This window comes from Plantibacter sp. M259 (assembly GCF_006065115.1).
Classification (GTDB): Bacteria; Actinomycetota; Actinomycetes; order Actinomycetales; family Microbacteriaceae; genus Plantibacter; species Plantibacter auratus.
The window spans coordinates 274,391-297,540 of record NZ_CP040750.1; the positions used below are offsets into that span (position 1 = coordinate 274,391).

The following is a 23,150-nucleotide window of genomic DNA, read 5'->3' on the forward strand; positions in this document are numbered from 1 at the left end:
GTCCACTCCTCAGGTGGTCGTCGCGACCACGATCGTCGGCTCATGACGGACCGGGAAGTTCACCGAGTTGGCGATGAAGCACAGCTCGTTCGCGCGGGCGTGCCCTGCTCGCGCCGCCTCGACCATCGACGCATCGGCGACTGTGACCTGCGGACGCAGGACCACCTCCGTGAAAGCACCGCTCCCCGCGCCGTCCTCGACCATGGTCCCGACGGCGTCGTCCGTGTAGGCCGTCACCACGACACCGAGGGTCACGGCGACGTGCAGGTACGACAGGAGATGACACTGCGCGAGGGCCGCCAGGAGCAGCTCCTCGGGGTTCCATCGACCCGGGTCGCCGCGGAACGGTTTGTCGGCCGAGCCCTCGAGGTCGTGCTTCCCGACGGCCGTCACCGTGAGCTCCCGGGAGTAGTCCCGGTACCCGCTCGTGCCCGTCCCGAGGTCTCCGTCCCAGCGGACGCCGATGGTGTAGTCGTGGTGGCCCGTGATCATGCCACCAGTATCCCACTGGCCTCCCCACCGCGGCCCGCGTTCGCGGCCCCGCTGTCGGGAGGTCGCGCTACGCTGGAGGACTATGACTGACACGCTCGACACCACGGACCAGACGACCGCCTCCGCCCCCAGCGTGACGCAGGAGCGTCGCATCGTGACGGCCGTCCCGGGCCCGCGCTCGCAGGCGCTGCACGCCCGCCGGACCGCCGTCGTGTCCGATGGCGTGTCGAGTGTCCTCCCGGTGTACATCGAGCGCGCGCACGGCGCGATCGTCGTCGACGTCGACGGCAACCAGTTCATCGACCTCGGTGCCGGCATCGGTGTCACGACCATCGGCCACACGGAGTCCTCCGTGGTCGGCGCCGTCCAGGACCAGGCGGCCGACGTCCTCCACACCCTGTTCACGATCACCCCCTACGAGGAGTACGTGCGCGTCGCGGAGCTGCTCGCCGAGCACACCCCGGGCGACTTCGCGAAGAAGTCGGTGCTCGTGAACTCGGGCGCCGAGGCGGTCGAGAACGGCGTGAAGATCGCTCGCAAGTACACCGGTCGGCGGGCTGTCGCGGTGCTCGACCACGGCTACCACGGTCGCACCAACCTCACGATGGCGATGAACTACAAGGCCGCCCCCTACGCGACCGGCTACGGTCCGTTCGCCGGCGACGTCTACCACGCCCCCAACTCCTACCCCTACCACGACGGTCTGTCCGGAGCTGCGGCTGCGGCACGCACCATCGCCTACCTCGAGAAGCGCATCGGCGCCACCGACCTCGCGTGCCTCGTCGTCGAGCCGATCCAGGGCGAGGGCGGATTCGTCGTCCCCGCGGAGGGCTACCTCCCCGCGCTCCAGGAGTGGTGCACGGCCAACGGCGTCGTGTTCATCGCAGACGAGATCCAGAGCGGCATGGCGCGCACCGGCGAGTACTTCGCGAGCTCGCACTTCGGCCTCGTCCCCGACCTCGTGCTGAGCGCGAAGGGCATCGCCGGCGGTCTGCCGCTCGCTGCGGTGACGGGGCGCGCCGAGATCATGGACGCGAGCCAGCCCGGTGGCCTCGGCGGCACCTTCGGCGGCAACCCCGTCGCGTGTGCCGCGTCGGTCGCGGTCTTCGAGTCGATCGAGTCTCGTGGTCTCCTGGCCGAAGCGGATCGCATCGGTGCCACCCTGACCGCAGCGCTGCTCGAGCTCCAGGGCAAATACGACATCATCGGCGACGTCCGCGGCATCGGCGCGATGATCGCGATGGAACTCGTCCAGCCGGGTACCGCCTCGACGACGAAGGAGCCCAACCCGGCCGCCGTCAGCACCATCGCCGCAGCCGCCGCGCAGCAGGGCGTGCTCGTCCTCACCGCCGGCACCTACGGCAACGTCCTCCGCTTCCTCCCGAGCCTCGCCGTCTCCGACGAGCTCATCGCGGACGCGATGACGGTCATCGATCAGGCGCTCGCAGCACTGTGAGCACGACGGTCCCCCAGACCTTCGGCGTCGCGGACGCTGTGGAGTTGGCCGTCGTCGAGCGCAGCGGCTTCATCGAGTCACGACACGCCGGATCGGCGATCGTCCTCGGGCCCGAGGGTGAGGTCCTCGCGAGCCTCGGAGCACCGGACGCACCGGTCTTCCCCCGCTCATGCCTCAAGCCCTTCCAGGCGATCACGATCATGAACGCCGGGGTGTCCCTCGAGGGCGCTCAGGCCGTGCTCGCGACGGCGAGCCATGCGGGGACCCGGAAGCACGTCCAGGTCGTGCGGAGCATGCTCGGCCGGGCTCGGATCGAGGACTCGGCGTTGCAGTGCCCGGCCGATTGGCCCGGTGATCGCGCGTCCCGCGACGAGCTGGTCCGGGACGGCCTCGGCACGAGCCCCCTGTACATGAACTGTTCCGGCAAGCACGCGGCCATGTTGCTCGCCTGCGCGCAGAACGGATGGGACCAGGCCACGTATCTCGAGCCCGACCATCCGTTGCAGCTCGCCGTCCGCGACACCGTCGAGCGGTTCACCGGCGAGAAGCCCGCCGCCAGCGGGGTCGACGGCTGCGGGGCGCCCGTATACGCGATCTCCCTGACCGGACTCGCACGTGGCATCGGACGAGTCGTCAACTCCTCCCCCACCTCGCCGTTCGCCCTGTACCGGAACGCCGGGCTGCTCACGGCAGCGGTACTCGCCAACGGCTGGGCGCTCGACGGACCCGGCCGGGCGAACACGCTCGTGATCGAACGCCTCGGCCTGTTCGCGAAGCTCGGTGCGGAAGGCGTGATGGTCATGTCGGCACCCGGCGGCGCGACCGTCGCGCTCAAGGTCCTCGACGGCTCGCTCCGGGCCTCGACGATCGTCGCCCTCCGACTGCTCGTCTCGGTCGGAGCGCTCGACGCGGCCGCCGTCGACGCCCTCGAACCGGAACTCGACCTGGCCATCCACGGAGGAGCCGCCGTCGTCGGGCGGATCTCCGTCACCGCGGTCTGACCGCCCGGCCGACAGCCTCGGCGGCTTCGGGTCAGGAGCCGAGCAGGTCCACACGCGTCGTCTCCTGCCCGGCCCGCCACCACCACGCACGGCCGCTCGCATAGCCGAGGAGCGGCGGGAGTTCACGGCTCCTGGTCACCTGCCGGAAGTCAGCGGCGGAGCAGGCGTGGACCACCAGGTCGGCACCCGCGGTGCTCGGCGGAACGTCCCGGCCGACGACCAACCGGCCCGACAGCCACGTCTCAGGGTCGACGAGGACGACGACCGCGGCGTCGTCCTCCGGGACGTGGCTCTCGATGGCGACGCCCGCGAGCGGTGCGGACGGGAACAGGTGCGCCGCCGGTTCGATGAGCCGAACGCGTCGCTCCGTCCCGTTCGGGCGCTGCAGCATCGCCCCGACCGCTCCGGTCGCACGCGTGACGATGACGGTCGCGCGTTCCGGGCTCGGCCGCCAACGGTGGACCCCGTGCGTACCGGACGGTGACGACGGTGACGGCGGGGCGAGCGCGATCTGCACCTCCGCGTCCTGCCAGTGCGCGCGGCCGGCAGGTCGGCGTGGATCGAAGCAGGAGGCGGGTGCGCCGGCCACGAGATGATCCTGCCGATCGGCCAGGCGGAGGACGAGGGTGCTGCCCAGCTGAGCCGAGAACCGGTGGACCACACCGCCGAGCCGGGACGCGACGAGGACGACGCTGATCCCGCGGCGGCCGCCGTCTCGAAGCAGGCCGAGCAGTGCATCGCGGAGGGCGGCGCCGTGCTCGTCACCAGCAGTGGCGAGGAGCGACTCCACGTCGTCCACCAGGAGGAGGGTGCGCTCGGTCGGACGGAGCGGATCCGACAGCGCCATGACGGTGTCCCAGGCCTGCTCGGCATCCTGACCGACCCGCTCCACGCGGAAGCGGTCGCGCGAGCCGACCTCGAGCGTGTCCAGCAGGGTCGTTCGACCGGAACGTCCGGCGCCGAGGACCAACAGTGAGCCGTCGTGCTCTGGACACCACACCGCGGGGCGTTGTGCCTGCTCCTCAGGGAGGTCCGCAAGGCCGAACACGATGCCCTCCCGGGCGGACAGCCGACACCGGTGCTCTCCGAGACTCCGGCCCGTCCCGCCTCGATCGCCGAGACGGCGCCCAGGGGCAGGCGTGCCGGCAGGGGATCGAGCCACGGCCGCCGAGGTGCAGGCGTGTCGCGCCAGCGCTCACGCACCGCGAGGATGTCGTCGGAGCTGGTGACCGCTGATTGGAACACGAGTCGTCGGTCGCCGTTCCAGACGATGCAGCGGCCCGGAGTGCCGGCCGGGATCGCAGCGGCATCGGGGACACCGAGGATCGCGGCGCTGTCGGGGCGGGAGGTGACCCGGAGTGAGAGACGGAGGGTGCAGTTCGCGAGGATGGCATCGGCGGCGACCGCCGCCGGACGCTGACTGCAGAGGATCAGGTGCAGGCCGAGCGATCGCCCGCGGGCCGCAAGGTCGTCGAACACCTGATGGAGGTGGGGGCTCGCGTCGAGCAGCGCCTGGAACTCGTCGACGACGACGACGAGCCGTGCCGGGCGGTGTTCCGGCAAGAGCACGGGGTCGAGCAGGTGCCGCGCCCCGTGTCCGGCGAGCACGCGCTCGCGGTGGCGGAGCTCGGCTCGCAGGCTCGACACGACGCGGTCCGCCGCTCCCGGTTCCAGGTCGGTCACCATCCCGACCACGTGTGGCAGGGTCTCCACCGCCTGGAAGGAGGCGCCGCCCTTGCAGTCCACGAGGAGCAGAGAGAGCTCCTGCGGCGAGCACTGCGCGGCGAGAGCCGTGATCCAAGTGATGAGCAGCTCGCTCTTGCCACTCCCGGTCGTGCCGCCGACCAGGGCATGGGGTCCGTCCGCCCCGAGGTCCAGCAGCTGCACGCCCTCGACCCCGGTCCCGACGGCGACCCGGAGCGCGTCGGGCCGCCAGTCGGATCCCGTCGGCGGCCGTCCCCTCCGCACCGGATGCACCTGCGCGAAGGCGACGTCGGTCGGCAGACTCGAGAGCGTCGGGGACTCCCCCGTCGTGAGTGCGGCGGCGGTGAGCGCCCCGACGACGTGCTCCGCCTCGGCTTCCGCGAGGAGCGTCGGCGACACCGACACGGATGAGGAGGCGCCGGTACCGTCGGCGAGGACGGTCTGCCCGTCGGCACCGAGGACGAGCAGGTGTCGGCAGCGGGTGGGGATGAGCTCGACGGTGTCGGACAGGGCGATGAGCACTCCACCGGTCGGCGGGCGTCCTCCAGGGCGGCCCGCTACGGCCCCGGCCGCCTCCCACCGTTCGACGACCGAGACGAGGGTCGGCTCAGCTCCTCGCCCGCCGTGCACCGGTTCGACCGGATCCGAGACCGCGCGGTGCGGGAGGTCCTCGAGGAACGCCCAGGTGTCGTCGTCGAGAGCCGCGGAGTCACCGGAGAACCGCGCTGCCTGCGGCGGGAGCTGTCGGGCGAGCTGCAGGAGGACGCTTCGGGCCACCGCGCGCGCGAACACCTTGCCACCGACGATCCCGATCCCCTCGACCGCATCGACCACGACGGGAGCCTCGGGCAGCCGCGCCGCCCACTCCCACCGGTCGTCGTCGGCCCCCGCGTCGACCCGGACGGTGCTCCTCGTCTCCCCCCGCCCGACGCAGACGAGCGTGCGGCGGGCCTCGGGTACCCGCCATCTGGCGCGATCTGGTCCGTCGAGGAGGTCGAGCAGCCGACCGGCAGGATGGAGCGCGCCCAGTTCCTCGCGTTCCGCGGCATGTGCGCGCGCGATGTCCTGTTCCAGTTCCTGCGCCGCAACGTCGTACGCCGCGCGGGCCCGCCGACCGCGGCGCCGTCTGGTCCAGCGTGCGTCGACGAATCCGGCGACGGCGATGAGGGGCCCGAGCGCGGCGAAGACGAGGGTCACGGGTGAGCCGGTGATCGCGAACAGGGCGACCGACCCGACGACCGGGGCGAGGCTCGCGAGGATCGGGAGCGATCCGGTCGGCTGCTCGGCCGGCGGGCTGGGGGCACGGAGGCGTGTCGGCGTCGTCGCGGGCCGGTGCGAGGTGGTCGCGGAGGGCGACACGTCCGAAGAGCTCATGGCTCAAGTTGAGCACCGAGTGGCTCTGACCGGCCGGCCGGACGGTCAGACCGGGCTCGAAGCCCGCGCGAGCAGCGGCTGTGGAGCGGGCTCAGGAGGCGGGCTGCTCGACGCCCTCGTCCGCGGTCTCGTCGACCGGCGCGATGTCGAGCACGATGACCGAGACGTTGTCGCGTCCGCCGTTGTCGAGGGCGGCGCGCAGGAGGAGTTCGGCCGCGTCGACCGGCGTGGCTCCCTCCGTCAGGAAATACCAGATCCCGTGGTCGGTGAGTTCCTTCGTCAGCCCGTCCGAGCAGACGAGCCATCGGGCACCGGACTCGATCGGGAAGAGTTCGACGTCGGGTACGGGGTCGTCCGACGGTCCGACGGCCCGGGTGATCATGTTGCTGTTCGGGTGGAACTCCGCCTCCTCCGGGCTGATCGCTCCGGCGCGGATCAACTCCTGGACGATCGAGTGGTCTTCGGTGACCTGGACCAGCTCGCCCTCCTGCAGCCGGTACACCCTCGAGTCGCCGATGTTGAAGACCGCGACACGACCCTCGCCTTCGTCGGCCGTGAGCACGACACCGGTGACGGTGGTGCCCATACCGAGCTCGCCCTCCTCCGCGGTGTCGATCATGTCCGCGACGGCCATGCGCAGCGCGTCGACGAGGCCGTCGACGGTGAGGATCTCGGCTCCCTCGGTGGCCTTCGTGAGGCGGTGAGCAACCGCGGCACTCGCGACCTCGCCGGCGGAGTGCCCACCCATGCCGTCGGCCACGGCGAACACGGGAGGGAGCGCCACGAAGGCGTCCTCGTTCAACTCGCGCCGCTTGCCGACATCGGTCATGCCGGCCCACGCGAGTGAGACTCGACGCCCGCCGGGCAGCGTGACGATCCGTTGCCCGTGCTCGGTCACGTCTGCTCCTCTAATACGGCTGGCGGTGGCTGATGCACCCTCGACGATAGTACGGTACCGGCCGACCGCAGGACCGCCCCACCCGGCTCGGCGGATTCCGTCCGGGGATCGGCGACGACGGATCCAGACGCCGGGGTCGGTCGGTCCTGCGGATCCGCTTGCCGCGACCCGTCTGCGCTGTCATGATCGACGCATGACACGAGCGAGCTCCGATGCACCGGCGAAGGCGGCGCCGCCCGACGACACCTCGAAGGCGATCATCGAGCAGCTCCAGACCGACGGACGCCGCTCCTACGCCGAGATCGGGAAGGCCGTCGGGCTCAGCGAGGCCGCGGTGCGGCAACGGGTGCAGAAGCTCACGGAGTCAGGCGTCATCCAGATCGTCGCGGTGACCGACCCGATGCAGCTCGGTTTCACCCGACAGGCGATGATCGGCGTCCGGGTGACCGGTGATACCCGCGTGGTCGCGGACCGCCTGTCCGCGTTGTCGGCCGTCGACTACGTCGTCCTGACCGCCGGCTCCTTCGACCTGCTGGTCGAAGTGGTCTGCGAGGACGACGAGGAACTGATCGCGCTGCTGAACGACGAGATCCGCACCGTCGACGGCGTCTCCGGAACCGAGACCTTCGTCTACCTGCGCTTGCACAAGCAGCTCTACGACTGGGGCACCCGCTAGAGGGGATTCCCGCACCAGCGCAAGCCGTCCCTCGTATCACGCTCCGCCACCCCCGACAGAGGTACGCTCAACCCATGCCCGCGAAGCCGATCGGAGAACGGACTCCCCCGTCCGGCCCGTCGGCGTCGGGTGACACCGCCTCGGCGCCCGGTCTCGCGGACACCGGCCCCACGAGAACGGGCCCGCACGCGGTCGAGGTCCCACGACGCGTCGGCCGGATGACCGGCTACAGCGCCTTCCCACAGCTGCTCTTCGGCCTGGCGGTCGTCGCCATCCTCTTCGCCACGCTCCTGTTCCAGGGCGTCGACGACAACTCCGTCCTCTTCTACATCGGGGTCATCCTGGCGTTCATCGCAACGGCGCTCGCGCCGATCGTGCCCTGGCACCAGGTGCCGCGGCTGCTCATCGCGCTCCCGATCCTCGACATCATCGCCATCGCGCTCATCCGGCAAGGCGAGCCCCTGATCGGCGCGGGACTCCTCTGGGTCTTCCCGACCATCTGGATGGCGACGGCCTTCGGCCTCGCAGGTGCCGTGACCGCCATCGTGCTCGTCTGCACGTCGAGCTGGTCATCCCTCGCGATGACCCCGGGGGACATCACCATCGCCAACCTGCCGGCGCTCGTCATCCTGCCGACGGTCCTCGCGTTCGTCGCCGTCTCCACCGCGATGACGGCGAAGCGGACGGAGGCACAGCGCGTGCTGCTGAACAAGCAGGCCGGACAGCTCGAGACCGCCCTGGGGCGCGCACAGGACCAGGAGAGCCGCCTCGCGGAGATCCTGAACGCCGTGAACTTCGGCGTCGTCCGTTTCGACCGCATCGGGGCGCGGGCGATGGTCAACCGGTTCCAGACGCGGCTGCAGGACGAGGTCGGCGAGCTGTCCGACGTCAATCCCGCACTCCCGGTGTGGGCCGAGGACGGACTGACCCTCCTCCAGCCGCAGGACAAGCCCTACATCCGCGCACGCCGGGGTGAGGAGTTCGAGAACCTCACCGTGTGGCTCGGCGCCCCCGGCACCGAGCGGATCGCCCTCGCGCTCACCTCGCGTCGCCTCTACGACCACGAGGGCGGATACGACGGCACGGTCCTCGTCTCACGCAACGTCACGAGCGAGATCAACGCGATCCGCGCCAGGGACGACCTCGTCGCCTCCGTCTCGCACGAACTCCGGACGCCGCTGACGTCGATCCTCGGCTACCTCGACCTCGCGCTCGACGACCCGGGGCTCCCACCGCGGGTCGCGAAGCAGCTCACGATCGCCCAGACGAACGGTGATCGACTCCTCGAACTCATCGCGGACATCCTCGCCGCCTCCCGCGACGTGAACCGGACCATGGCGCTCGAACGATCCGAGTGCGAGCTCCGGGAGATCGTCGACCGCTCGGTCGAGTCGTTGGCCCACGTGGCCGCCGAACGGAACATCACGATCGTGCGCCACGACGAGGAGGCCGTGCCGCTCTTCGCCGACCCGTTCCGTCTCCGCCAGGTCGTCGACAACCTGCTCTCGAACGGCATCAAATACAACCGCGACGGCGGCGAGCTGAGCGTCGGCGTCACCGCGGAGGGCGACACCGCCTGGGTCATCGTGCGCGACACCGGCATCGGCATCTCCGAGGAGGATCAGCCGAAGCTCTTCGAGCGGTTCTTCCGCTCCGACCTCGTCCGCAACTCCACGGTGCACGGCAGCGGCCTCGGCCTCGCGATCAGTCGGGACATCGTCCGCCTGCACGGCGGCGACCTTACCCTCCACAGCGTGCTCGGTGAAGGCACGACCGCGGTCGTCCGTATTCCGAGAGGCGGGACCGAATGACCTTCGACAGCCAGACCGTCGCGGTGATCAACGCGCTCGTGATCTTCGTCTGCGGCGCCACGTTCATCGTCAACACCTTCATGCGGAAGGACGACGCGAGTGGGCGGGTGTGGTCCGTGTCCTACATGGCCGGGATGTTCACCAGCTTCTCCTACGTCGTCAGCGCGCTCAGCCAGGAGGCCTGGTGGGCGATCGCCGCCGGGAACGGTGGATACGTGCTGAGCATCGCCGCCCTGTGGTCCGGCGCACGGCTCTTCAACGGCAAGTCGAGTCTGCTCTGGGTCTCGCTCATCGGGACAGCGGTCACGATCGTCGCCGCGCTCGCCGCCGGGCCCTCGGGAGGCCCCTGGGCGGGCGCGCCCGCGACGTTCCTCTGCATCGCCCTCTTCGCGGGCCTCGGCGCTGCTGAGACGCTGGTCGGCGCGATGCGGGACAACCCGACCACCCGTGGCTTCACCATCGTGCTCGGCATCGCGTCCCTGTTCTTCGCCGCTCGGCTGATCGCGCTCCTCGTGGAGGGGCCGGACGGTTCATTGTTCACGACGCTCTTCGGGACCGTGGCCGCCTCGTTGCTGCTCATCGCGCTCCTCATCGTCGCGACCGTGGTGCTCTCGGTCCTGCGGGCCGAGCGCGCCGCGCCCGCGAGCCGACGCCACGGGAGCATCGTCGCGTACACCGGTGACGACGTGCTCCTCCAGGAGTCCTTCGTCCGGATCGTCGACGACTGGCTGGAACGGGCCAACTTCCACGACGAGCAACTCGCGATCCTCCACATCCGGCTCGACGACCTCGATGAGATGAAGACGGCGTTCGGAGCGGCGTTCAGCAGTGAGGTCGCCGAGGGTTCATCTCCTCGGTCCGTCGGTACGGTCCGACGCTCTCCGACATCGGCGAGGACGGCGCCGGGTGTCTCCTGATCGCGACACCCGCGGTGGACGCCGACGTCGCGCTCCAGGCGGCCAAGGGCATCCAGGACGGCCTGCTCGACCACCCCGTCGAGACCACGCCGCGCCTGCGCCCGACGGCGAGCATCGGGATCGCCTTGACCGACTATCTCGGGTACGACGTCGCCGTCCTCACGCGTGCCGCCAGCGACGCCAGCCAGCGGGCCGCGGCGGCCGGCGGGAACCGCACGGTCCTCGCCTCGGCGTCGCCGACGGACCGCTGACGGCTCGGACCGAGCTCGGTCAGGCGGGCGGGGCGATCGCGATCGTGAGCGTGTCCACCGCCGTCTGCTTCGCGTACTCGGCAGACGTCGGCGTCGCCTGCACCAGCAGCTCGTAGGTGATCGTCAAGGTGACGCCCGTGGCGGCACTGTCCACCTCGGGGAGGACGAACGTCTGGCTGTAGCTGTACGGAGCCTTGATGAGGTACCCCGGAGCCACCGTCGACTGGTCGGTGAACGGCGCGGGCGATTCCAGTTGCCCCTTGGGCCCGTGGACGGTCGTGGTGAGCGTCACCCGCGACAGGTAGAGCGCCTGGAGGTCGTCGGGGTTGAGGACACCGCTCAGCGAGAAGCTCACGGGCTTGTTGACGTCGGCCGTCCACGCATCCATCGACAGCGTGGACCAGTAGTCGACCGTGAGGGTGGCGGAGCCCGCCGTGAGCGTGTGCTTGGCACTCCCGCTCGCGAGTTCGTTGGTGATCGCACTCACCGTCGGCCTCGGCGTCTTCGACACGCGCGGCGAGCTGGTCGGTTGCGCACCCGGCTCCTCCCAGGGAGGCGTTCCGCAGGCACTCAGCCCGAGGACGAGCGCGACGGCGGTCGCGGCCTGGAGGGCGTGCCTGACGTGCCGGTTCCGGACCGGGCTTGGGTGGTTCGACATGAGGCTCCTGGCGGGTGTCGGAGGGATGATCGAGTGGCCCTCGAGGCTCCGCATGACCCACGAACTGGGGCCAGCGCGAATCTTGAGGAAATCCTGAGCCGACGCTATCGCATTCACGCGCGAAAGCCGCGCCCAACGCGGCAGAGTTGCAACTGCAGCGCGACCCGCTGCACTCGACCCACTCGGAACAGGACCCCTGATGTCAGAACTCGAAGCGCGACCGGACAGCTCTCGGCCCAACGCCCAGCAGCCTGACCCTCGGTACATTCAGACGCAGCCGCTTCTCGCGCCCGAACTTGAAGCGTACGCCAACGAATTCATCGACTCGGTCAACTCGCTCCCCGAGTACCGCGCGACCATCGGGTGCATCATCCCCGCCTACAACGAGGAGGAGTCGCTACCGGCAGTGCTCGCGTCCCTCCTCGAGCAGACGCGGATGCCCGACGTGATCCACGTGGTCATCAACAACACCACGGACCGGTCGGTCGACGTCGCCGCGCCCTACGCCGGCCCGCACTCCCGGGTCGACGAGGACGGCTACGAGCAGTTCACCGAGGTGTTCATCCACGACATCGGGAAGAACCCCGACAAGAAGGTGGGCGCGCTCAACTACGGCTTCACGCTCGTCGAAGGCTACGACTACCTGCTCGGTGTCGACGGCGACACGGTCGCCGATCCGACCGCGATCGAGTCGCTCGAGGCGGAGATCGTCTCGGACAGTCGCATCGGCGGCATCTCCGCGATCTTCTCGATCGACGACGAGCCGTTCAAGAAGCAGCTCGTACCGGCGTTCCTGATCGCCGGCCAGCGCACGCAGTTCGCCGCGTTCAACATGCAGAACATGCTCCGAGGACGCAACATGGCCGTGCTCGGCGGGCAGTACTCGATCTTCTCCGTCCAGGCCCTGCGCGACGCCATGGAGCAGAACCACCAGTCCACCCCGTGGGTCAAGGACTCCGAGGTGGAGGACTCGCTCCTGTCGCTGCAGATCAAGAGCGCCGGCTACCTCACGAAGATCAGCGCCCGCGCCCGCGCCGACGTCGGTGGGATGACCACCGTCCGGTCGCTCGACGCCCAGCAGGTCAAGTGGAACTACGGCGCGATCGAGCTCATGTGGCCGGGCCAGCGCGGCGACACCAAGGGGCAGCCGTTCCACCCGAACCTGCGACTGCGGTGGCTCGAGAACGCGGAGATGCTGCTCAACATCGTCACGCGCATCCTCTTCCTCGTGCTGCTCGCCGGCTCGCTGTCGATCCACGCCTTCGTGTTCAGCCCCGTGTGGCTCATCCCGCCGCTGGTCGCGATCTTCCTCAACCTGCGCATCGCGCTGTCGATGAAGAAGCGGAACGCACGCGACATCCTCTTCGCCGTCCTCATCTTCCCGGCCGAGTTCTACATGTGGATCCGCATGGGGCACTTCATCCGCGCCTGGTCGAAGTTCGCATCGAACAAGAAGGTCGACAACTGGGCCGAGCAGGCGAAGGCCGAACGAGGCTCGGGCAACGCGCACCTCGCGCCACTCCTGTTCGTCCTCGCCGCCATCATCGCGATCGTCGCCGCCTGGACCCAGCTCTCCCCCGTCGTCCAGTCAACGATCCTCTGGGCGGGATGGCCGGTCCTCGGCGTCATCACCGTGCTGCAGACACTCAGCATGTTCGGCAAGCTCATCCGTCGTCAGCGCGGCTACCGGGTGTGACCTCCCCCGACCCGGGCACGGTCGACGCCGACGAACTGCGCAGGTTGCTCCGAGAACTCTCGGGCGACCTGCGCAGTCGTCGTCGGTTCGTCCAGACCTACGTCGAGATGTGGCCGACTCGTCTGGCGCGTCTGGGAGCGGCACTCGACGCCGACGACCCCGACGAGTCCAAGGTCGTCCTCCTGAGCATCCGCTCGTCGAGCGTCATGCTGGGCGTCGTCGGGGTGGCCGGACTCGCGAGTGCCGGGCTCCGGGCGCTCGAGCTGGGGCGACTCGATCGGGTACGCGAGATCCACACCGCCCTCCAGGAGGTCGGCCGTCGCAGCTGCGAACGACTGCTCGAACTCGACGCGGCGGACGCGGCGGATTCCTGAGCCCCGGCCGCCGGGCGTGGTTCGTCGCCGGCGCGGCTCCGTCGCGGTCGGGACCGCGGCGGTCTCAGTCGTCGGAGGTCATGCGGTAGCCGACGCCGCGCACCGTCTCGATGAACCGCGGCGCGACCGTGCTGTCGGCGAGCTTCCGTCGCAGGTTCGCGAGATGCACCTCGATCGCACGCTTGTCGGCTTCGCTGACGTAGTAGGCCGTGATGTAACTCTCGCCACGGAGCATGAGCGCGAGATCAGCCTTGCTGCGCACCCGACGGCGTGACTCCATCAGTGCCTGCAACAGATCGAACTCGCTCCGCGTGAGGTCGACCTCGGTGCCGTCGACCTCGACGATGCGGGTCGCCGAGCTGAGCTTCAGACCACGGTGGACGAGCCACCCCTCGCCGTCGTCCGGCGTCGCGGCGGACGGCTGCATGATGATCGGGACGACCGACTGCCCGACGGGCGCGGCATGACGGGCGACGGTCTCGTGGACGATCGTGGGGTCGGGCGACGACACCTGCTGCTGCAGCGGCGGCGCGGCGACCTGGGCCTGAGCGACCTGAGCGACGGGGGCCGACGCGACCGCGGTCGGAGCAGGTTGTGCCGGTGCCGCCGCAGCGACGGCAGGAGCATCACCGTTCGCGCGAGGCCGACGGAGCATCGCCTCGATGCGGGCACGGAGTTCACGCGGACGGAACGGCTTGGTCATGTAGTCGTCGGCGCCGGAGTCGAGGCCCTGCAGGGTGTCGATCTCGTCGCCGCGGGCGGTGAGCATGACGATGTAGGTGGAGCTGATGGCGCGGATGCGCTTGGCCGCTTCGAACCCGTCGATACCCGGCATGCTGACGTCGAGGGTCGTGACGAGCGGGTTGTGTGTCCGCACCGCCTCGACGCCGTCGAGACCGTTCGCCGCAGACACCGTCTCGAAGCCGGCCTGCTCGAGGACGGTCTCGAGCAGTTGGCGGATGTCCGCGTCGTCTTCGATGACGACCGCGGTCCGACGTTCGCTCAGCTCTTCGGTCACGATGCACCTACCCGTTCCACCCGTCAGCGACGTGCCGGATGTGGCCGTTCCCGACTCACCACGCGCTGAATCCCTTGGCCAGTTGCACGGCCTGCTCCGGCCACCATACCCCAGCAAGGGGGCCACCGTTGCACGCTCCGTCGCTCTCGCCGGGGGCTTTCACCCAGAGGTTCGCGTCGAGGTGTTCGGCCTGCGCGGTGAGGGGCTGCTGACCCACGGTCCGGCCGGACGGGTTGCACCATTCGCCGTTCGAGCCGCTGCCGTTCCGAGAGGTGTCGATCACGTAGTGGGCGCCGTCGAGGAGGCCACTCAGTTCCTCCGCATAGGCGATCTCGTCCTCGGTCGTGTTGTAGTTGGAGACGTTGGTGGCGAAGCCCGTGGCATCGGCGACACCGGCCTCCCGGAGGAGCTCGGCCATCTCGGCGGGCGGTCGCCAGTCGGAGTGCCCGCCGTCGAGGTACACGGGGACGGATGCGTCCGCGAACTGCTCGGTCGCGGCTGTCAGTTGCCGCATCCGCGCGGTGCGGTCACCACAGTCCGGCGCGAGCGCCACGGCGTCCGGTTCGAGGATGACGGCGACGCGATGATCCGCGACGGCGGCGACGATCTCGGCGACCCAGTCCTGGTACTCGTCACTCGACAACCCACCTGCCGACTGGTTGCCGCAATCCCGCTCCGGGATGCCGTAGACCGTGAAGACCGGCATGGAGCCGGCGCGTTCGGCTGACCGGACGATCTCCGAGACGGTGTCCCGGACCGTTCCGATCGGGTAGCGCTCCGGCACGAGCCAGATCGCGGTCGGCTCCGCCGCGATCCGCTCCGCCGCTGCGAGCTGTTGGGCGAGGTCGGTCGGGTCGCCGCTCGAACCGCCGCTCGTCCCGGCCGTGGCGGAACTCGTCGGTTCCTGGGTCGCCGTATCGGCCGCGGCGGCGCGGGCGGCCAGCGAGGACGGATCGACGTACAACTGGGCTCCGTCGAACGGGCCGGCGGCCGCATTCGGGACGCGGCTCACGAGCGACACCGCGAGCGCACCGCCGGCGAGGAGGACGGCGACGACGCCGAGCGCGACGGCCGTCCGGGTACGTCGTCGGTCGCGGGGCGTTCTCGGCACGGATCCTCCTGCATGGTCATCCGCAATTGTGCCCGACAATGTCCGGCCGTAGTGCCGTTTCGCGTGAATCCGTGCCCCGAGTGGGGGACGGACTCGCTCAGCGGCTGTGCGGACGGTCCGATGACGCGCCGACCTCCGTCAGCGCACCTCCCACTGGGACTGCACACCAGGGCCCGCTCCGCAACGTTGTCCGGATCGCCGCGGCTCCCTACCCTTGATGATCGGAGCGACGCAGGGTCGCCCCAGGGCCCGAGGAGCGCACACGTGAGCACGAAGACCATCCCCACCTCCGACGCGGTCGCCGGTGGTGCGCCCGCGAAAGTCATCCCGTGGGTGCTCGGGCCCTCCCTCGTCGTCATCCTCGGCGTCGCGCTGTTCTCGATCCTGCTCCCGAAGCAGGCCGAGTCCGTCTTCGGCTCGATCCAGTCCGGCATCATCGGGAGTCTCGGGTGGTACTACGTCCTCCTCGTCGCGGCCTTCGTCATCGTCGCCATCGTCTTCGCCGTGTCGAAGTTCGGCGACATCAAGCTCGGCAAGGACGACGACGAACCGGAGTTCTCGCTCCTGTCCTGGTTCTCCATGCTCTTCGCCGCTGGCATGGGCATCGGGCTCGTCTTCTACGGCGTCGGTGAACCGCTGACGCACTTCCTCGAACCGCGCCCCGGCGTCACGGGGTCGCAGCAGTCCCTCGCCCAGCAGGCGATGAGTCAGACGTACCTGCACTGGGGCCTCCACGCCTGGTCGATCTATGCGGTCGTCGGCGTGGCCCTGGCCTACGCCGTGCACCGCAAGGGACGGCCGATGTCGATCCGCTGGGCGATCGAACCGCTCCTCGGGAAGCGCGTGCAGGGCGGCTGGGGCAACGCGATCGACACCATCGCCGTCATCGGCACCGTCTTCGGCGTCGCGACCTCACTCGGGCTCGGTGTGCTGCAGATCTCCGCAGGCCTCGGCTACACGGGCATCGCCGAGCCGAACATCCTCACCCAGGTCGTCCTCATCCTCGTGATCACCGGCGTCACGATCTTCTCCCTCGTCTCCGGCGTGCACAAGGGCATGAAGTGGCTCTCGAACACCAACCTCATCCTCGCCGGGCTCCTCCTGTTCTTCGTCCTGTTCGCCGGCCCGACGCTGTTCCTCCTGCGCGAGTGGGTGCAGTCGATGGGCGCGTACCTCCAGAACGTGGTCGGACTCACCTTCAACGTCTCCGCGTACCAGGGTGCTGCCGGCGAGGCCTGGCAGTCCTCCTGGACGACCTTCTACTGGGGCTGGTGGATGTCGTGGGCACCCTTCGTCGGCGTCTTCATCGCCCGCATCTCGAAGGGCCGCACCGTGCGGCAGTTCGTGCTCGGCGTCCTCCTCGTCCCGACCCTCGTGACCTTCCTCTGGTTCGCCGTGCTCGGCGGCACCGCCATCATGCAGTCGCTTGAGGGCCGGGACTTCAGCGGTGCGGATGGTCCCGTCGACCTCAACACCGCCCTGTTCAACATGCTCGCCGGCCTCCCCGGTGGATCGATCGCGACCGTCGGCGCCCTGCTGCTCATCCTCCTGTTCTTCGTGACCTCGGCCGACTCGGGATCGCTCGTGATGGGCATGCTCACGACCGGCGGGACGGAGCCGCGGAACCGGGTCCGGATCGCCTGGGCACTCGTGACGAGCCTCCTCGCCATCTCGCTGCTCATCGCGGGCGGGCTCGCGTCGATGCAGACGGCGGCCATCATCACCGCGCTGCCCTTCAGCATCGTGATCATCCTCATGTGCGTCTCCTCGTTCAAGGCCTTCGGCATCGAGGTGCGACGGGAGCAGCGGGCGAAACGTCGCCTGTTCGCCGCAGAGCTCACCGAGAGCGTCTCAGCCGACGTGAGCGAACAGCTGTCGGATCAGGTCTCCGAGCAGGTCACGGAGCACTTCGGCACGATGACCGCGCAGCTCGACCTCCGGCAGCTCGCGTCTCCGGACGCCCCGGGATCATCGGCCGTGTCCACGGACCCTCGGAAGCAGGATCCGAAGCAGCCCCGTTCGAAGGACTGACCGCGTGACTCAACCGGCGGGGAAGCGGTCCGAGATCCAGGCCGCTTCCTCGGCGGTCGGCGACCATGACGAACCGGCAGCGGCGTTCGCGCGGATCTGCTCCGGAGTGGTCGCGCCGGCGATGACACTCGTGAGCCCGTCTTGGGCGAGCAACCAGCCGAAGGTCGCCTCGAGCATGGAGATGCCGCGCTCGTCGCAGAAAGCCTGGTAGGCCTCGATTGCGTCCCAAGGAGCCGTGTCGAGCAGGTGTTTGCGCTGGCGCATGATGCGGCTGTCAGCCGGCCCGCCGTCGCGGGAGAACTTCCCCGTGAACAGACCGTTGTAGAGCGGGAAGTACGGGAGGAAGCCGACACCGGCGGCGCGCATGGCCGGGAACAGCTCGCGCTCCGCGCCCCGGACGAGCAGGCTGTACTCGTTCTGGGCCGAGATGAAGGCGGGGTGGCCGGCGGTGCGAGCCGCCCAGTCCGCCTCGGTCAGCTGCCAACCGGCGAAGTTCGAGTGGCCGGCGTAGCGGATCTTCCCCTCGTGGACGAGCTCGTCCAGGGCCGCGATCGTCTCCTCGATGGGTGTGAACGGGTCGGGGGTGTGCAGCTGGTACAGGTCGATCCAGTCGGTGCCCAGGCGGCGGAGCGAACCTTCGACCGCGAGCCGGATGTAGCGACGGGAGCCCTTGGCACCCCAGTTCGGAATCGGGCTCTCGTAGTCCACATGGCCGAACTTGGTCGCGAGCACGATCTCATCCCGCCGTCCGGCGATCGCCTGCCCGAGGAGTTCTTCGCTCAGCCCGTACTCCCTGCCGTAGATGTCGGCGGTGTCGAAGAGGGTGACCCCGGCGTCGATCGCCGCGTCGACGACGGCTCTCGTGCCGTCCAGGCTCTCGGTGACCGTGCCCTCGCGTCCGAAGTTGTTGCAACCGATGCCGACCGCTGAGACGAGGAGGCCGCTGCGACCGAGTGGGCGATAGCTGAGATCAGACATGCATCCAGGCTAGCCCGACCGTCCTCCACAGGCACCCGTCGGACCCCGAGGTCGAGGCGACGACCACGTGACGCACCACGCCGATCACCGGCTTCCTACGGTCGGTGCATGACCACACACCTCACCGTCACCGACCCCGCACTCCCCTGCTCCGCCACCGCCGACCCGGCCGCCGAGGGCTTCCTCCGGATGCCGACGCCGGTCGGGCGGATCGAGCTCCGTTCCGTCGACGACGCGGTATCAGCCGTACGCTTCGAGCGCCACGGGCGGCTCCCCCTCGATGGAGTGGACGAACGCCCCAACGCGGTCCTCCTCGACGCCGCGGAGCAGATCGACGAGTACTTCCGCGGACGACGCACCGTGTTCGAGCTCCCGCTCGTCACGACCGGCACGCCGTTCCAGCAGGCGGTCTGGTCGGCGCTCGCCGAGGTGCCGTTCGGCGACTCCATCGGGTACGGCGCCCTTTCGGCCGCGGCCGGTGCCCCGCAGGGTGGCCGGGCGGCCGGCCAGGCGGTCCGGGCGAACGCGATCGCACTCCTCATCCCCTGTCATCGCGTCCTCGGAACCGGGCGGATCGTGACGGGCTATTCTGGCGGAGACGGACCGGCCACCAAGCGCTGGCTCCTCGACCACGAAGGGATCCAGTACCGCCGATGAGTCCAGCCTCCCCGACCATCGTCGGCACCGACGGTCTGGCCCGCTGCGCCTGGGCCGGGACGGACGCGGAGTACCAGCGTTATCACGACGAGGAGTGGGGCGTACCGCTCCACGGACAGCGTCAGGTCTTCGAGAAGATCAGTCTCGAGGGGTTCCAAGCCGGACTCTCCTGGATCACGATCCTCCGGAAGCGACCGGCCTTCCGAGAACGGTTCCACGGGTTCGACCTCGACGCCGTCGCAGCCATGACGGAGGCGGATGTCGAAAGCCTTCTCGACGACGCCCGGATCATCCGGCACCGCGGGAAGATCAACGCGGTCATCGGCAATGCCCGCACCGCGCTCGAGCTGGGCGACGACCTGGACGAGATCTTCTGGAGCTTCGCTCCCCCGCCACGGCCCGAACGGTTCGCCCAGTGGACCGAGGTCCCCGCGGTGACCCCTGAGTCCACCGCGCTCAGCGCCCACCTGCGGAAGCGCGGCTACCGGTTCGTGGGCCCGACGACGATGTACGCCCTCATGCAGTCCGGAGGGCTCGTCGACGACCACCTCGTCGGCTGCTGGCGCTCCGAGAGCGCTCCCTGATCCGGAGCGGTCAGACGACGAGGGCGAGCTCGGTCACCCGACCGTCGTCGGCACGGGCGTGGACGTCGAGCACCCATCCGGTCGACCGCGCCCAGTCGAGCAACGAGTCGACGTCAGGGTGGTCGGCACCGGCCTCCAACAGCGCGCGGGTGAACCGGCCCTTGCCCTGCTTGTTGAAGTGGTTGAGCGCCCGGCGGCGGCCATCGTCGCCGACCGTGAGTACCCGGAGGTAGACGGCACCGGGGCGGTCCGGCAACGGTCCGAGCGCAGCGTAACCTTCCGAGCGCAGGTCCAGCAGGAGGCCCGGGACGGCGTTCAGCTCACGCGCGACCGGCACCGCCCAGTGACGTTTCAGGACGAATCCGGGGAGCCTGGAGTCGTGGGAGAGCCGATACGCCGGAATGGGATCGAGTGCGCCGACCGGGCCGAGCAACGCCGAGTGCACGACCAGATGCTCAGCTGCGAACTGTCGGGCATCCGGCGGGAGCGTGGCCGCATCGAGCGCGTCGTACAGCACTCCGGTGTACCGGTCGATCGCCGGCATCGTCGCGGACGTCGCTGCCATGCGGTTGCGCTGGACCTCACCGATCTGCTTGGGGCCGAGCTTCAGGGCCTTCACCGTCGCTGCCTCATCGGCAGCGAGCGACACCAGGGCGCCGAGGCAATCGTTCCGGGACGAGGAGAGCCCTGGAAACCGCAGCAGGGCGGTGTCCAGGGCTCGTCCGTCGCCGCCGTCCCGCTTCGTCTCCGAAGGGGGAAGGAGGATCAGCACTGAATCAGGAGCTGGTCACGAGCGTGGCGTTGCCGGCCACGACGGTGACGGTGTTGTTCTCGACCGACAGGAAGCCGTCTTCAGCGTTCGCGACGATCTTCGAGCCGTCTTCGAGCGTGACACGGACCTCACCGGCGGCGAGGATGGCCAGCATCGGCTCGTGGCCGGGCAGGATACCGATCTCGCCGTCGACGGTCTTCGCGATCAGCTGGCGTGCCGGGCCGGACCACACTTCGTGGTCGGCCGCGACGACGCTCACGGTCAGAGGAGCGGAAGCCATGCTCAGCCGTTGTCCTTCTGGATCTGAGCCCACTTCTCTTCGACGTCGGTGATGGAACCGACGTTGAAGAAGGCCTGCTCGGCGACGTGGTCGAACTCGCCCTTGGCGATGGCGTCGAACGACTCGATGGTGTCCTTCAGCGGGACGGTCGAGCCCTCGACACCGGTGAACTTCTTCGCCATGTAGGTGTTCTGCGAGAGGAACTGCTGGATCCGGCGCGCACGCGACACCGTGATCTTGTCCTCCTCGGAGAGCTCGTCGACACCGAGGATGGCGATGATCTCCTGCAGTTCCTTGTTCTTCTGGAGGATCTGCTTGACCGTGGTGGCGACGCGGTAGTGGTCGGCACCCAGGTAGCGGGGGTCGAGGATACGGCTCGTCGACGTCAGCGGGTCGACGGCCGGGTACAGACCCTTCGACGCGATCTCGCGAGAGAGTTCGGTCGTCGCGTCGAGGTGGGCGAAGGTCGTCGCCGGAGCCGGGTCGGTGTAGTCGTCGGCGGGGACGTAGATCGCCTGCAGCGAGGTGATCGAGTGACCACGCGTCGAGGTGATGCGCTCCTGGAGGAGGCCCATCTCGTCGGCGAGGTTCGGCTGGTAGCCCACGGCGGACGGCATGCGACCGAGCAGGGTCGACACCTCGGATCCGGCCTGGGTGAAGCGGAAGATGTTGTCGATGAAGAGCAGCACGTCCTGCTTCTGGACGTCGCGGAAGTACTCCGCCATCGTCAGCGCAGAGAGGGCGACGCGCAGACGCGTTCCCGGCGGCTCGTCCATCTGGCCGAACACGAGAGCCGTCTTCTCGAAGACACCCGCCTCTTCCATCTCGTGGATGAGGTCGTTGCCCTCACGGGTACGCTCGCCGACACCGGCGAACACCGACACACCACCGTGGTCCTGCGCGACGCGCTGGATCATCTCCTGGATGAGGACGGTCTTACCGACACCGGCACCACCGAAGAGACCGATCTTGCCACCGAGGACGTACGGCGTCAGGAGGTCGATGACCTTGATGCCGGTCTCGAACAGCTGCGTCTTCGACTCGAGCTGGTCGAAGGGCGGCGGCTGACGGTGGATCGGCCAGCGCTCGGTGATCTCGATCTGCTCGCCGGGCTCGGCGTTGAGCACCTCGCCGATGACGTTGAAGACCTTGCCCTTGGTGACGTCGCCGACGGGCACCGAGATGGGCGAACCCGTGTCGGTGACCTCCTGGCCGCGGACGAGGCCGTCCGTGGGGTTCAGGGCGATGGCGCGGACGAGGTCGTCACCGAGGTGCTGTGCGACCTCGAGCGTGAGGACCATCGTCTGCTCGCCGATCACGACGCTGGTCTTCAGGGCGTTGTAGATGCCCGGAATCGCGTCGTGCGGGAACTCGATGTCGACGACCGGGCCGGTGACGCGGGAGATGCGGCCGACGGCGCCGGCCTTCACCTCTGCAGCGCCCTGCTCGGCAGTTGCGGTGGGAGTCATGTTCTTCTCTTCTCTGTCTCTACAGATACGTGTGCGTGTTGCGATGACTAGGACGAGAGCGCGTCTGCGCCGCCAACGATTTCGGAAATCTGCTGGGTGATCTCGGCCTGCCTCGCGTTGTTGCGGAGGCGGGTGTAGTCGGTGATGAGCTTGTCGGCGTTGTCGCTGGCCGACTTCATCGCCTTCTGCGTCGCGGCGTGCTTCGCGGCGGAGGACTGCAACAGCGCGTTGAAGATCCGGCTCTCGATGTAGTTCGGGAGCAGTGCATCGAGCACGCTCTCCGCATCCGGCTCGAACTCGTACAGCGGCAGCACAGCGGTGTCGGTCGGCTCCTCGACGCCCTCGACGACCTCGAGGGGCAGGAGACGGACGACCTCGGGGGTCTGCGTCATCATGCTCACGAGGCGGTTGTAGACGATGTGGATCTCGTCGACGCCACCCTCGGAGGCGTCCGTGAGGAACGCCTTGAGGATGGACTCGCTGATCTCCTGCGCCGTCGCGAAGTCGGGGTTCTCCGTGTTGCCGACCCACTGGCCCGCAGCCTGCATCCGTCGGAACGTGAAGTAGGCGACGGCCTTGCGGCCCACGAGGTAGTGCGTGACGTCCTTGCCCTGGCTGCGCAGGAGCTCGGTCAGCTCAGCGGCCTCACGGAGGACCTGCGAGTTGAAGGCGCCGGCGAGGCCTCGGTCGGATGCGAACACGACGACCGCAGCCCGCTCAACCTTCTCCGGCTCGGTCGTGAGCACGTGGTCGACGTTGGAGTACGTCGCGACGGCGGACACGGCACGAGTGATCGCACGAGAATAGGGTCCGGATGCCGCCACCCGCGCCTGCGCCTTCTGGATGCGCGACGCGGCGATGAGCTCCATCGCCTTCGTGATCTTCTTGGTCGTCTGCGCAGACTTGATCTTCTGCGTGTAGACCCGGAGTTGAGCGCCCATG

The 23,150-nt window shown here is 69.2% G+C and carries 23 protein-coding genes and 1 pseudogene; 12 read left to right on the top strand and 12 right to left on the bottom strand.

The window, feature by feature from the left end:
* Nucleotides 1-9: 9 nt before the first annotated feature.
* Complete coding sequence (locus FGL15_RS01285) at nt 10-492, bottom strand: OsmC family protein (RefSeq protein ID WP_138944662.1); 483 nt, start codon at nt 490-492, stop codon at nt 10-12.
* Nucleotides 493-574: 82 nt separating this feature from the next.
* Here FGL15_RS01285 and gabT point away from each other — a divergent pair, with 82 nt between their 5' ends.
* Both gabT and FGL15_RS01295 read left to right on the top strand, forming a co-directional pair.
* On the top strand, nt 575-1,948 hold the full coding sequence (gene gabT / locus FGL15_RS01290; RefSeq protein WP_138944663.1) for a 4-aminobutyrate--2-oxoglutarate transaminase: 1,374 nt from the start codon (nt 575-577) through the stop codon (nt 1,946-1,948).
* Nucleotides 1,945-2,949 carry an asparaginase gene (locus FGL15_RS01295; RefSeq protein WP_138944664.1) on the top strand — a complete coding sequence of 335 codons (1,005 nt, stop codon included), beginning with the start codon at nt 1,945-1,947 and terminating at the stop codon, nt 2,947-2,949. The genes gabT and FGL15_RS01295 overlap by 4 nt, the downstream gene beginning before the upstream one ends.
* A 31-nt stretch (nt 2,950-2,980) precedes the next feature.
* Here FGL15_RS01295 and FGL15_RS20670 read toward each other — a convergent pair whose 3' ends face one another.
* Together FGL15_RS20670 and FGL15_RS21385 are read right to left on the bottom strand one after the other, a co-directional pair.
* Nucleotides 2,981-3,997 carry a hypothetical protein gene (locus FGL15_RS20670; RefSeq protein ID WP_240773700.1) on the bottom strand — a complete coding sequence of 339 codons (1,017 nt, stop codon included), beginning with the start codon at nt 3,995-3,997 and terminating at the stop codon, nt 2,981-2,983.
* 590 nt (nt 3,998-4,587) lie between these two features.
* Nucleotides 4,588-5,175, bottom strand: a pseudogene (locus FGL15_RS21385) (FtsK/SpoIIIE domain-containing protein); the annotation flags it as partial.
* Between FGL15_RS21385 and FGL15_RS20680 the strand changes: the two are divergent.
* Nucleotides 5,122-5,856 carry a hypothetical protein gene (locus FGL15_RS20680; RefSeq protein ID WP_240773710.1) on the top strand — a complete coding sequence of 245 codons (735 nt, stop codon included), beginning with the start codon at nt 5,122-5,124 and terminating at the stop codon, nt 5,854-5,856. The pseudogene FGL15_RS21385 and the gene FGL15_RS20680 overlap by 54 nt on opposite strands.
* Before the next feature lie 262 nt (nt 5,857-6,118).
* Here FGL15_RS20680 and FGL15_RS01305 read toward each other — a convergent pair whose 3' ends face one another.
* Nucleotides 6,119-6,925, bottom strand: coding sequence for a PP2C family serine/threonine-protein phosphatase (locus tag FGL15_RS01305; protein WP_240773712.1), 807 nt, complete (start codon nt 6,923-6,925; stop codon nt 6,119-6,121).
* Nucleotides 6,926-7,118: 193 nt separating this feature from the next.
* On the opposite strand from FGL15_RS01305, the gene FGL15_RS01310 reads away from it, so the two are divergent.
* The 4 genes from FGL15_RS01310 (at nt 7,119) to FGL15_RS01325 (ending at nt 10,580) form a co-directional block, all read left to right on the top strand.
* The gene (locus FGL15_RS01310) at nt 7,119-7,601 is read left to right on the top strand and encodes an Lrp/AsnC family transcriptional regulator (protein ID WP_064295326.1); all 483 of its coding nucleotides are present in this window, start codon (nt 7,119-7,121) and stop codon (nt 7,599-7,601) included.
* Nucleotides 7,602-7,675: 74 nt separating this feature from the next.
* Nucleotides 7,676-9,412 (top strand): cell wall metabolism sensor histidine kinase WalK, encoded by a 1,737-nt coding sequence (locus FGL15_RS01315; RefSeq protein WP_138944666.1) that lies wholly within the window; start codon nt 7,676-7,678, stop codon nt 9,410-9,412.
* On the top strand, nt 9,409-10,329 hold the full coding sequence (locus FGL15_RS01320) for a hypothetical protein (RefSeq protein WP_138944667.1): 921 nt from the start codon (nt 9,409-9,411) through the stop codon (nt 10,327-10,329). Before FGL15_RS01315 ends, FGL15_RS01320 begins: the two co-directional genes overlap by 4 nt.
* A gap of 14 nt (nt 10,330-10,343) precedes the next feature.
* Nucleotides 10,344-10,580 carry a hypothetical protein gene (locus FGL15_RS01325; RefSeq protein WP_138944668.1) on the top strand — a complete coding sequence of 79 codons (237 nt, stop codon included), beginning with the start codon at nt 10,344-10,346 and terminating at the stop codon, nt 10,578-10,580.
* A 19-nt stretch (nt 10,581-10,599) separates the two neighbouring features.
* Here the strand turns inward: FGL15_RS01325 and FGL15_RS01330 are convergent, their stop codons facing one another.
* Nucleotides 10,600-11,238: a hypothetical protein gene (locus tag FGL15_RS01330; protein ID WP_240773714.1), complete on the bottom strand. Its 639-nt coding sequence runs from the start codon at nt 11,236-11,238 to the stop codon at nt 10,600-10,602.
* Nucleotides 11,239-11,437: 199 nt separating this feature from the next.
* Here FGL15_RS01330 and FGL15_RS01335 point away from each other — a divergent pair, with 199 nt between their 5' ends.
* Both FGL15_RS01335 and FGL15_RS01340 read left to right on the top strand, forming a co-directional pair.
* On the top strand, nt 11,438-12,934 hold the full coding sequence (locus FGL15_RS01335) for a glycosyltransferase family 2 protein (RefSeq protein ID WP_138944669.1): 1,497 nt from the start codon (nt 11,438-11,440) through the stop codon (nt 12,932-12,934).
* Entirely contained in the window at nt 12,931-13,308 is a 378-nt protein-coding gene (locus tag FGL15_RS01340) for an Hpt domain-containing protein (RefSeq protein ID WP_138944670.1), read from the top strand. Before FGL15_RS01335 ends, FGL15_RS01340 begins: the two co-directional genes overlap by 4 nt.
* A gap of 64 nt (nt 13,309-13,372) precedes the next feature.
* Here FGL15_RS01340 and FGL15_RS01345 read toward each other — a convergent pair whose 3' ends face one another.
* Both FGL15_RS01345 and FGL15_RS01350 read right to left on the bottom strand, forming a co-directional pair.
* A complete protein-coding gene (locus FGL15_RS01345; RefSeq protein ID WP_370281981.1) occupies nt 13,373-14,326 on the bottom strand; it encodes a response regulator transcription factor in 954 nt (317 codons plus the stop codon).
* A gap of 55 nt (nt 14,327-14,381) precedes the next feature.
* A complete protein-coding gene (locus FGL15_RS01350; RefSeq protein ID WP_168223268.1) occupies nt 14,382-15,437 on the bottom strand; it encodes a glycoside hydrolase family 6 protein in 1,056 nt (351 codons plus the stop codon).
* 264 nt (nt 15,438-15,701) lie between these two features.
* Between FGL15_RS01350 and FGL15_RS01355 the strand changes: the two genes are divergently transcribed.
* On the top strand, nt 15,702-17,468 hold the full coding sequence (locus FGL15_RS01355) for a BCCT family transporter (protein WP_240773716.1): 1,767 nt from the start codon (nt 15,702-15,704) through the stop codon (nt 17,466-17,468).
* 9 nt (nt 17,469-17,477) lie between these two features.
* On the opposite strand, the gene FGL15_RS01360 is transcribed toward FGL15_RS01355, so the two are convergent.
* Nucleotides 17,478-18,446: an aldo/keto reductase gene (locus FGL15_RS01360; protein WP_138944673.1), complete on the bottom strand. Its 969-nt coding sequence runs from the start codon at nt 18,444-18,446 to the stop codon at nt 17,478-17,480.
* A 108-nt stretch (nt 18,447-18,554) separates the two neighbouring features.
* On the opposite strand from FGL15_RS01360, the gene FGL15_RS01365 reads away from it, so the two are divergent.
* Together FGL15_RS01365 and FGL15_RS01370 are read left to right on the top strand one after the other, a co-directional pair.
* The gene (locus FGL15_RS01365) at nt 18,555-19,103 is read left to right on the top strand and encodes a methylated-DNA--[protein]-cysteine S-methyltransferase (protein WP_240773718.1); all 549 of its coding nucleotides are present in this window, start codon (nt 18,555-18,557) and stop codon (nt 19,101-19,103) included.
* Nucleotides 19,100-19,687 carry a DNA-3-methyladenine glycosylase I gene (locus FGL15_RS01370; protein WP_138944674.1) on the top strand — a complete coding sequence of 196 codons (588 nt, stop codon included), beginning with the start codon at nt 19,100-19,102 and terminating at the stop codon, nt 19,685-19,687. The genes FGL15_RS01365 and FGL15_RS01370 overlap by 4 nt, the downstream gene beginning before the upstream one ends.
* A gap of 10 nt (nt 19,688-19,697) precedes the next feature.
* Here FGL15_RS01370 and FGL15_RS01375 read toward each other — a convergent pair whose 3' ends face one another.
* Genes FGL15_RS01375 through FGL15_RS01390 form a run of 4 tightly spaced genes read right to left on the bottom strand, consistent with a single transcriptional unit; the run spans nt 19,698 to nt 23,149 of the window.
* Complete coding sequence (locus FGL15_RS01375; protein ID WP_138944675.1) at nt 19,698-20,459, bottom strand: YaaA family protein; 762 nt, start codon at nt 20,457-20,459, stop codon at nt 19,698-19,700.
* 4 nt (nt 20,460-20,463) lie between these two features.
* Nucleotides 20,464-20,739, bottom strand: a complete 276-nt coding sequence (locus FGL15_RS01380) for a F0F1 ATP synthase subunit epsilon (RefSeq protein WP_064295316.1) — start codon at nt 20,737-20,739, stop codon at nt 20,464-20,466.
* A 2-nt stretch (nt 20,740-20,741) separates the two neighbouring features.
* The gene (gene atpD, locus FGL15_RS01385) at nt 20,742-22,208 is read right to left on the bottom strand and encodes a F0F1 ATP synthase subunit beta (RefSeq protein ID WP_079707188.1); all 1,467 of its coding nucleotides are present in this window, start codon (nt 22,206-22,208) and stop codon (nt 20,742-20,744) included.
* A gap of 47 nt (nt 22,209-22,255) precedes the next feature.
* Nucleotides 22,256-23,149 carry a F0F1 ATP synthase subunit gamma gene (locus tag FGL15_RS01390; RefSeq protein ID WP_086473954.1) on the bottom strand — a complete coding sequence of 298 codons (894 nt, stop codon included), beginning with the start codon at nt 23,147-23,149 and terminating at the stop codon, nt 22,256-22,258.
* Nucleotide 23,150: the final 1 nt, after the last annotated feature.

Coding starts and splice junctions, on each gene's coding strand:
- FGL15_RS01285 (WP_138944662.1), bottom strand. CDS start 492: ATGATCACGGGCCACCACGACTACACCATCGGCGTCCGCTGGGACGGA.
- gabT (WP_138944663.1), top strand. CDS start 575: ATGACTGACACGCTCGACACCACGGACCAGACGACCGCCTCCGCCCCC.
- FGL15_RS01310 (WP_064295326.1), top strand. CDS start 7,119: ATGACACGAGCGAGCTCCGATGCACCGGCGAAGGCGGCGCCGCCCGAC.
- FGL15_RS01315 (WP_138944666.1), top strand. CDS start 7,676: ATGCCCGCGAAGCCGATCGGAGAACGGACTCCCCCGTCCGGCCCGTCG.
- FGL15_RS01320 (WP_138944667.1), top strand. CDS start 9,409: ATGACCTTCGACAGCCAGACCGTCGCGGTGATCAACGCGCTCGTGATC.
- FGL15_RS01330 (WP_240773714.1), bottom strand. CDS start 11,238: ATGTCGAACCACCCAAGCCCGGTCCGGAACCGGCACGTCAGGCACGCC.
- FGL15_RS01335 (WP_138944669.1), top strand. CDS start 11,438: ATGTCAGAACTCGAAGCGCGACCGGACAGCTCTCGGCCCAACGCCCAG.
- FGL15_RS01360 (WP_138944673.1), bottom strand. CDS start 18,446: ATGTCTGATCTCAGCTATCGCCCACTCGGTCGCAGCGGCCTCCTCGTC.
- FGL15_RS01365 (WP_240773718.1), top strand. CDS start 18,555: ATGACCACACACCTCACCGTCACCGACCCCGCACTCCCCTGCTCCGCC.
- FGL15_RS01370 (WP_138944674.1), top strand. CDS start 19,100: ATGAGTCCAGCCTCCCCGACCATCGTCGGCACCGACGGTCTGGCCCGC.
- FGL15_RS01380 (WP_064295316.1), bottom strand. CDS start 20,739: ATGGCTTCCGCTCCTCTGACCGTGAGCGTCGTCGCGGCCGACCACGAA.
- atpD (WP_079707188.1), bottom strand. CDS start 22,208: ATGACTCCCACCGCAACTGCCGAGCAGGGCGCTGCAGAGGTGAAGGCC.
- FGL15_RS01390 (WP_086473954.1), bottom strand. CDS start 23,149: ATGGGCGCTCAACTCCGGGTCTACACGCAGAAGATCAAGTCTGCGCAG.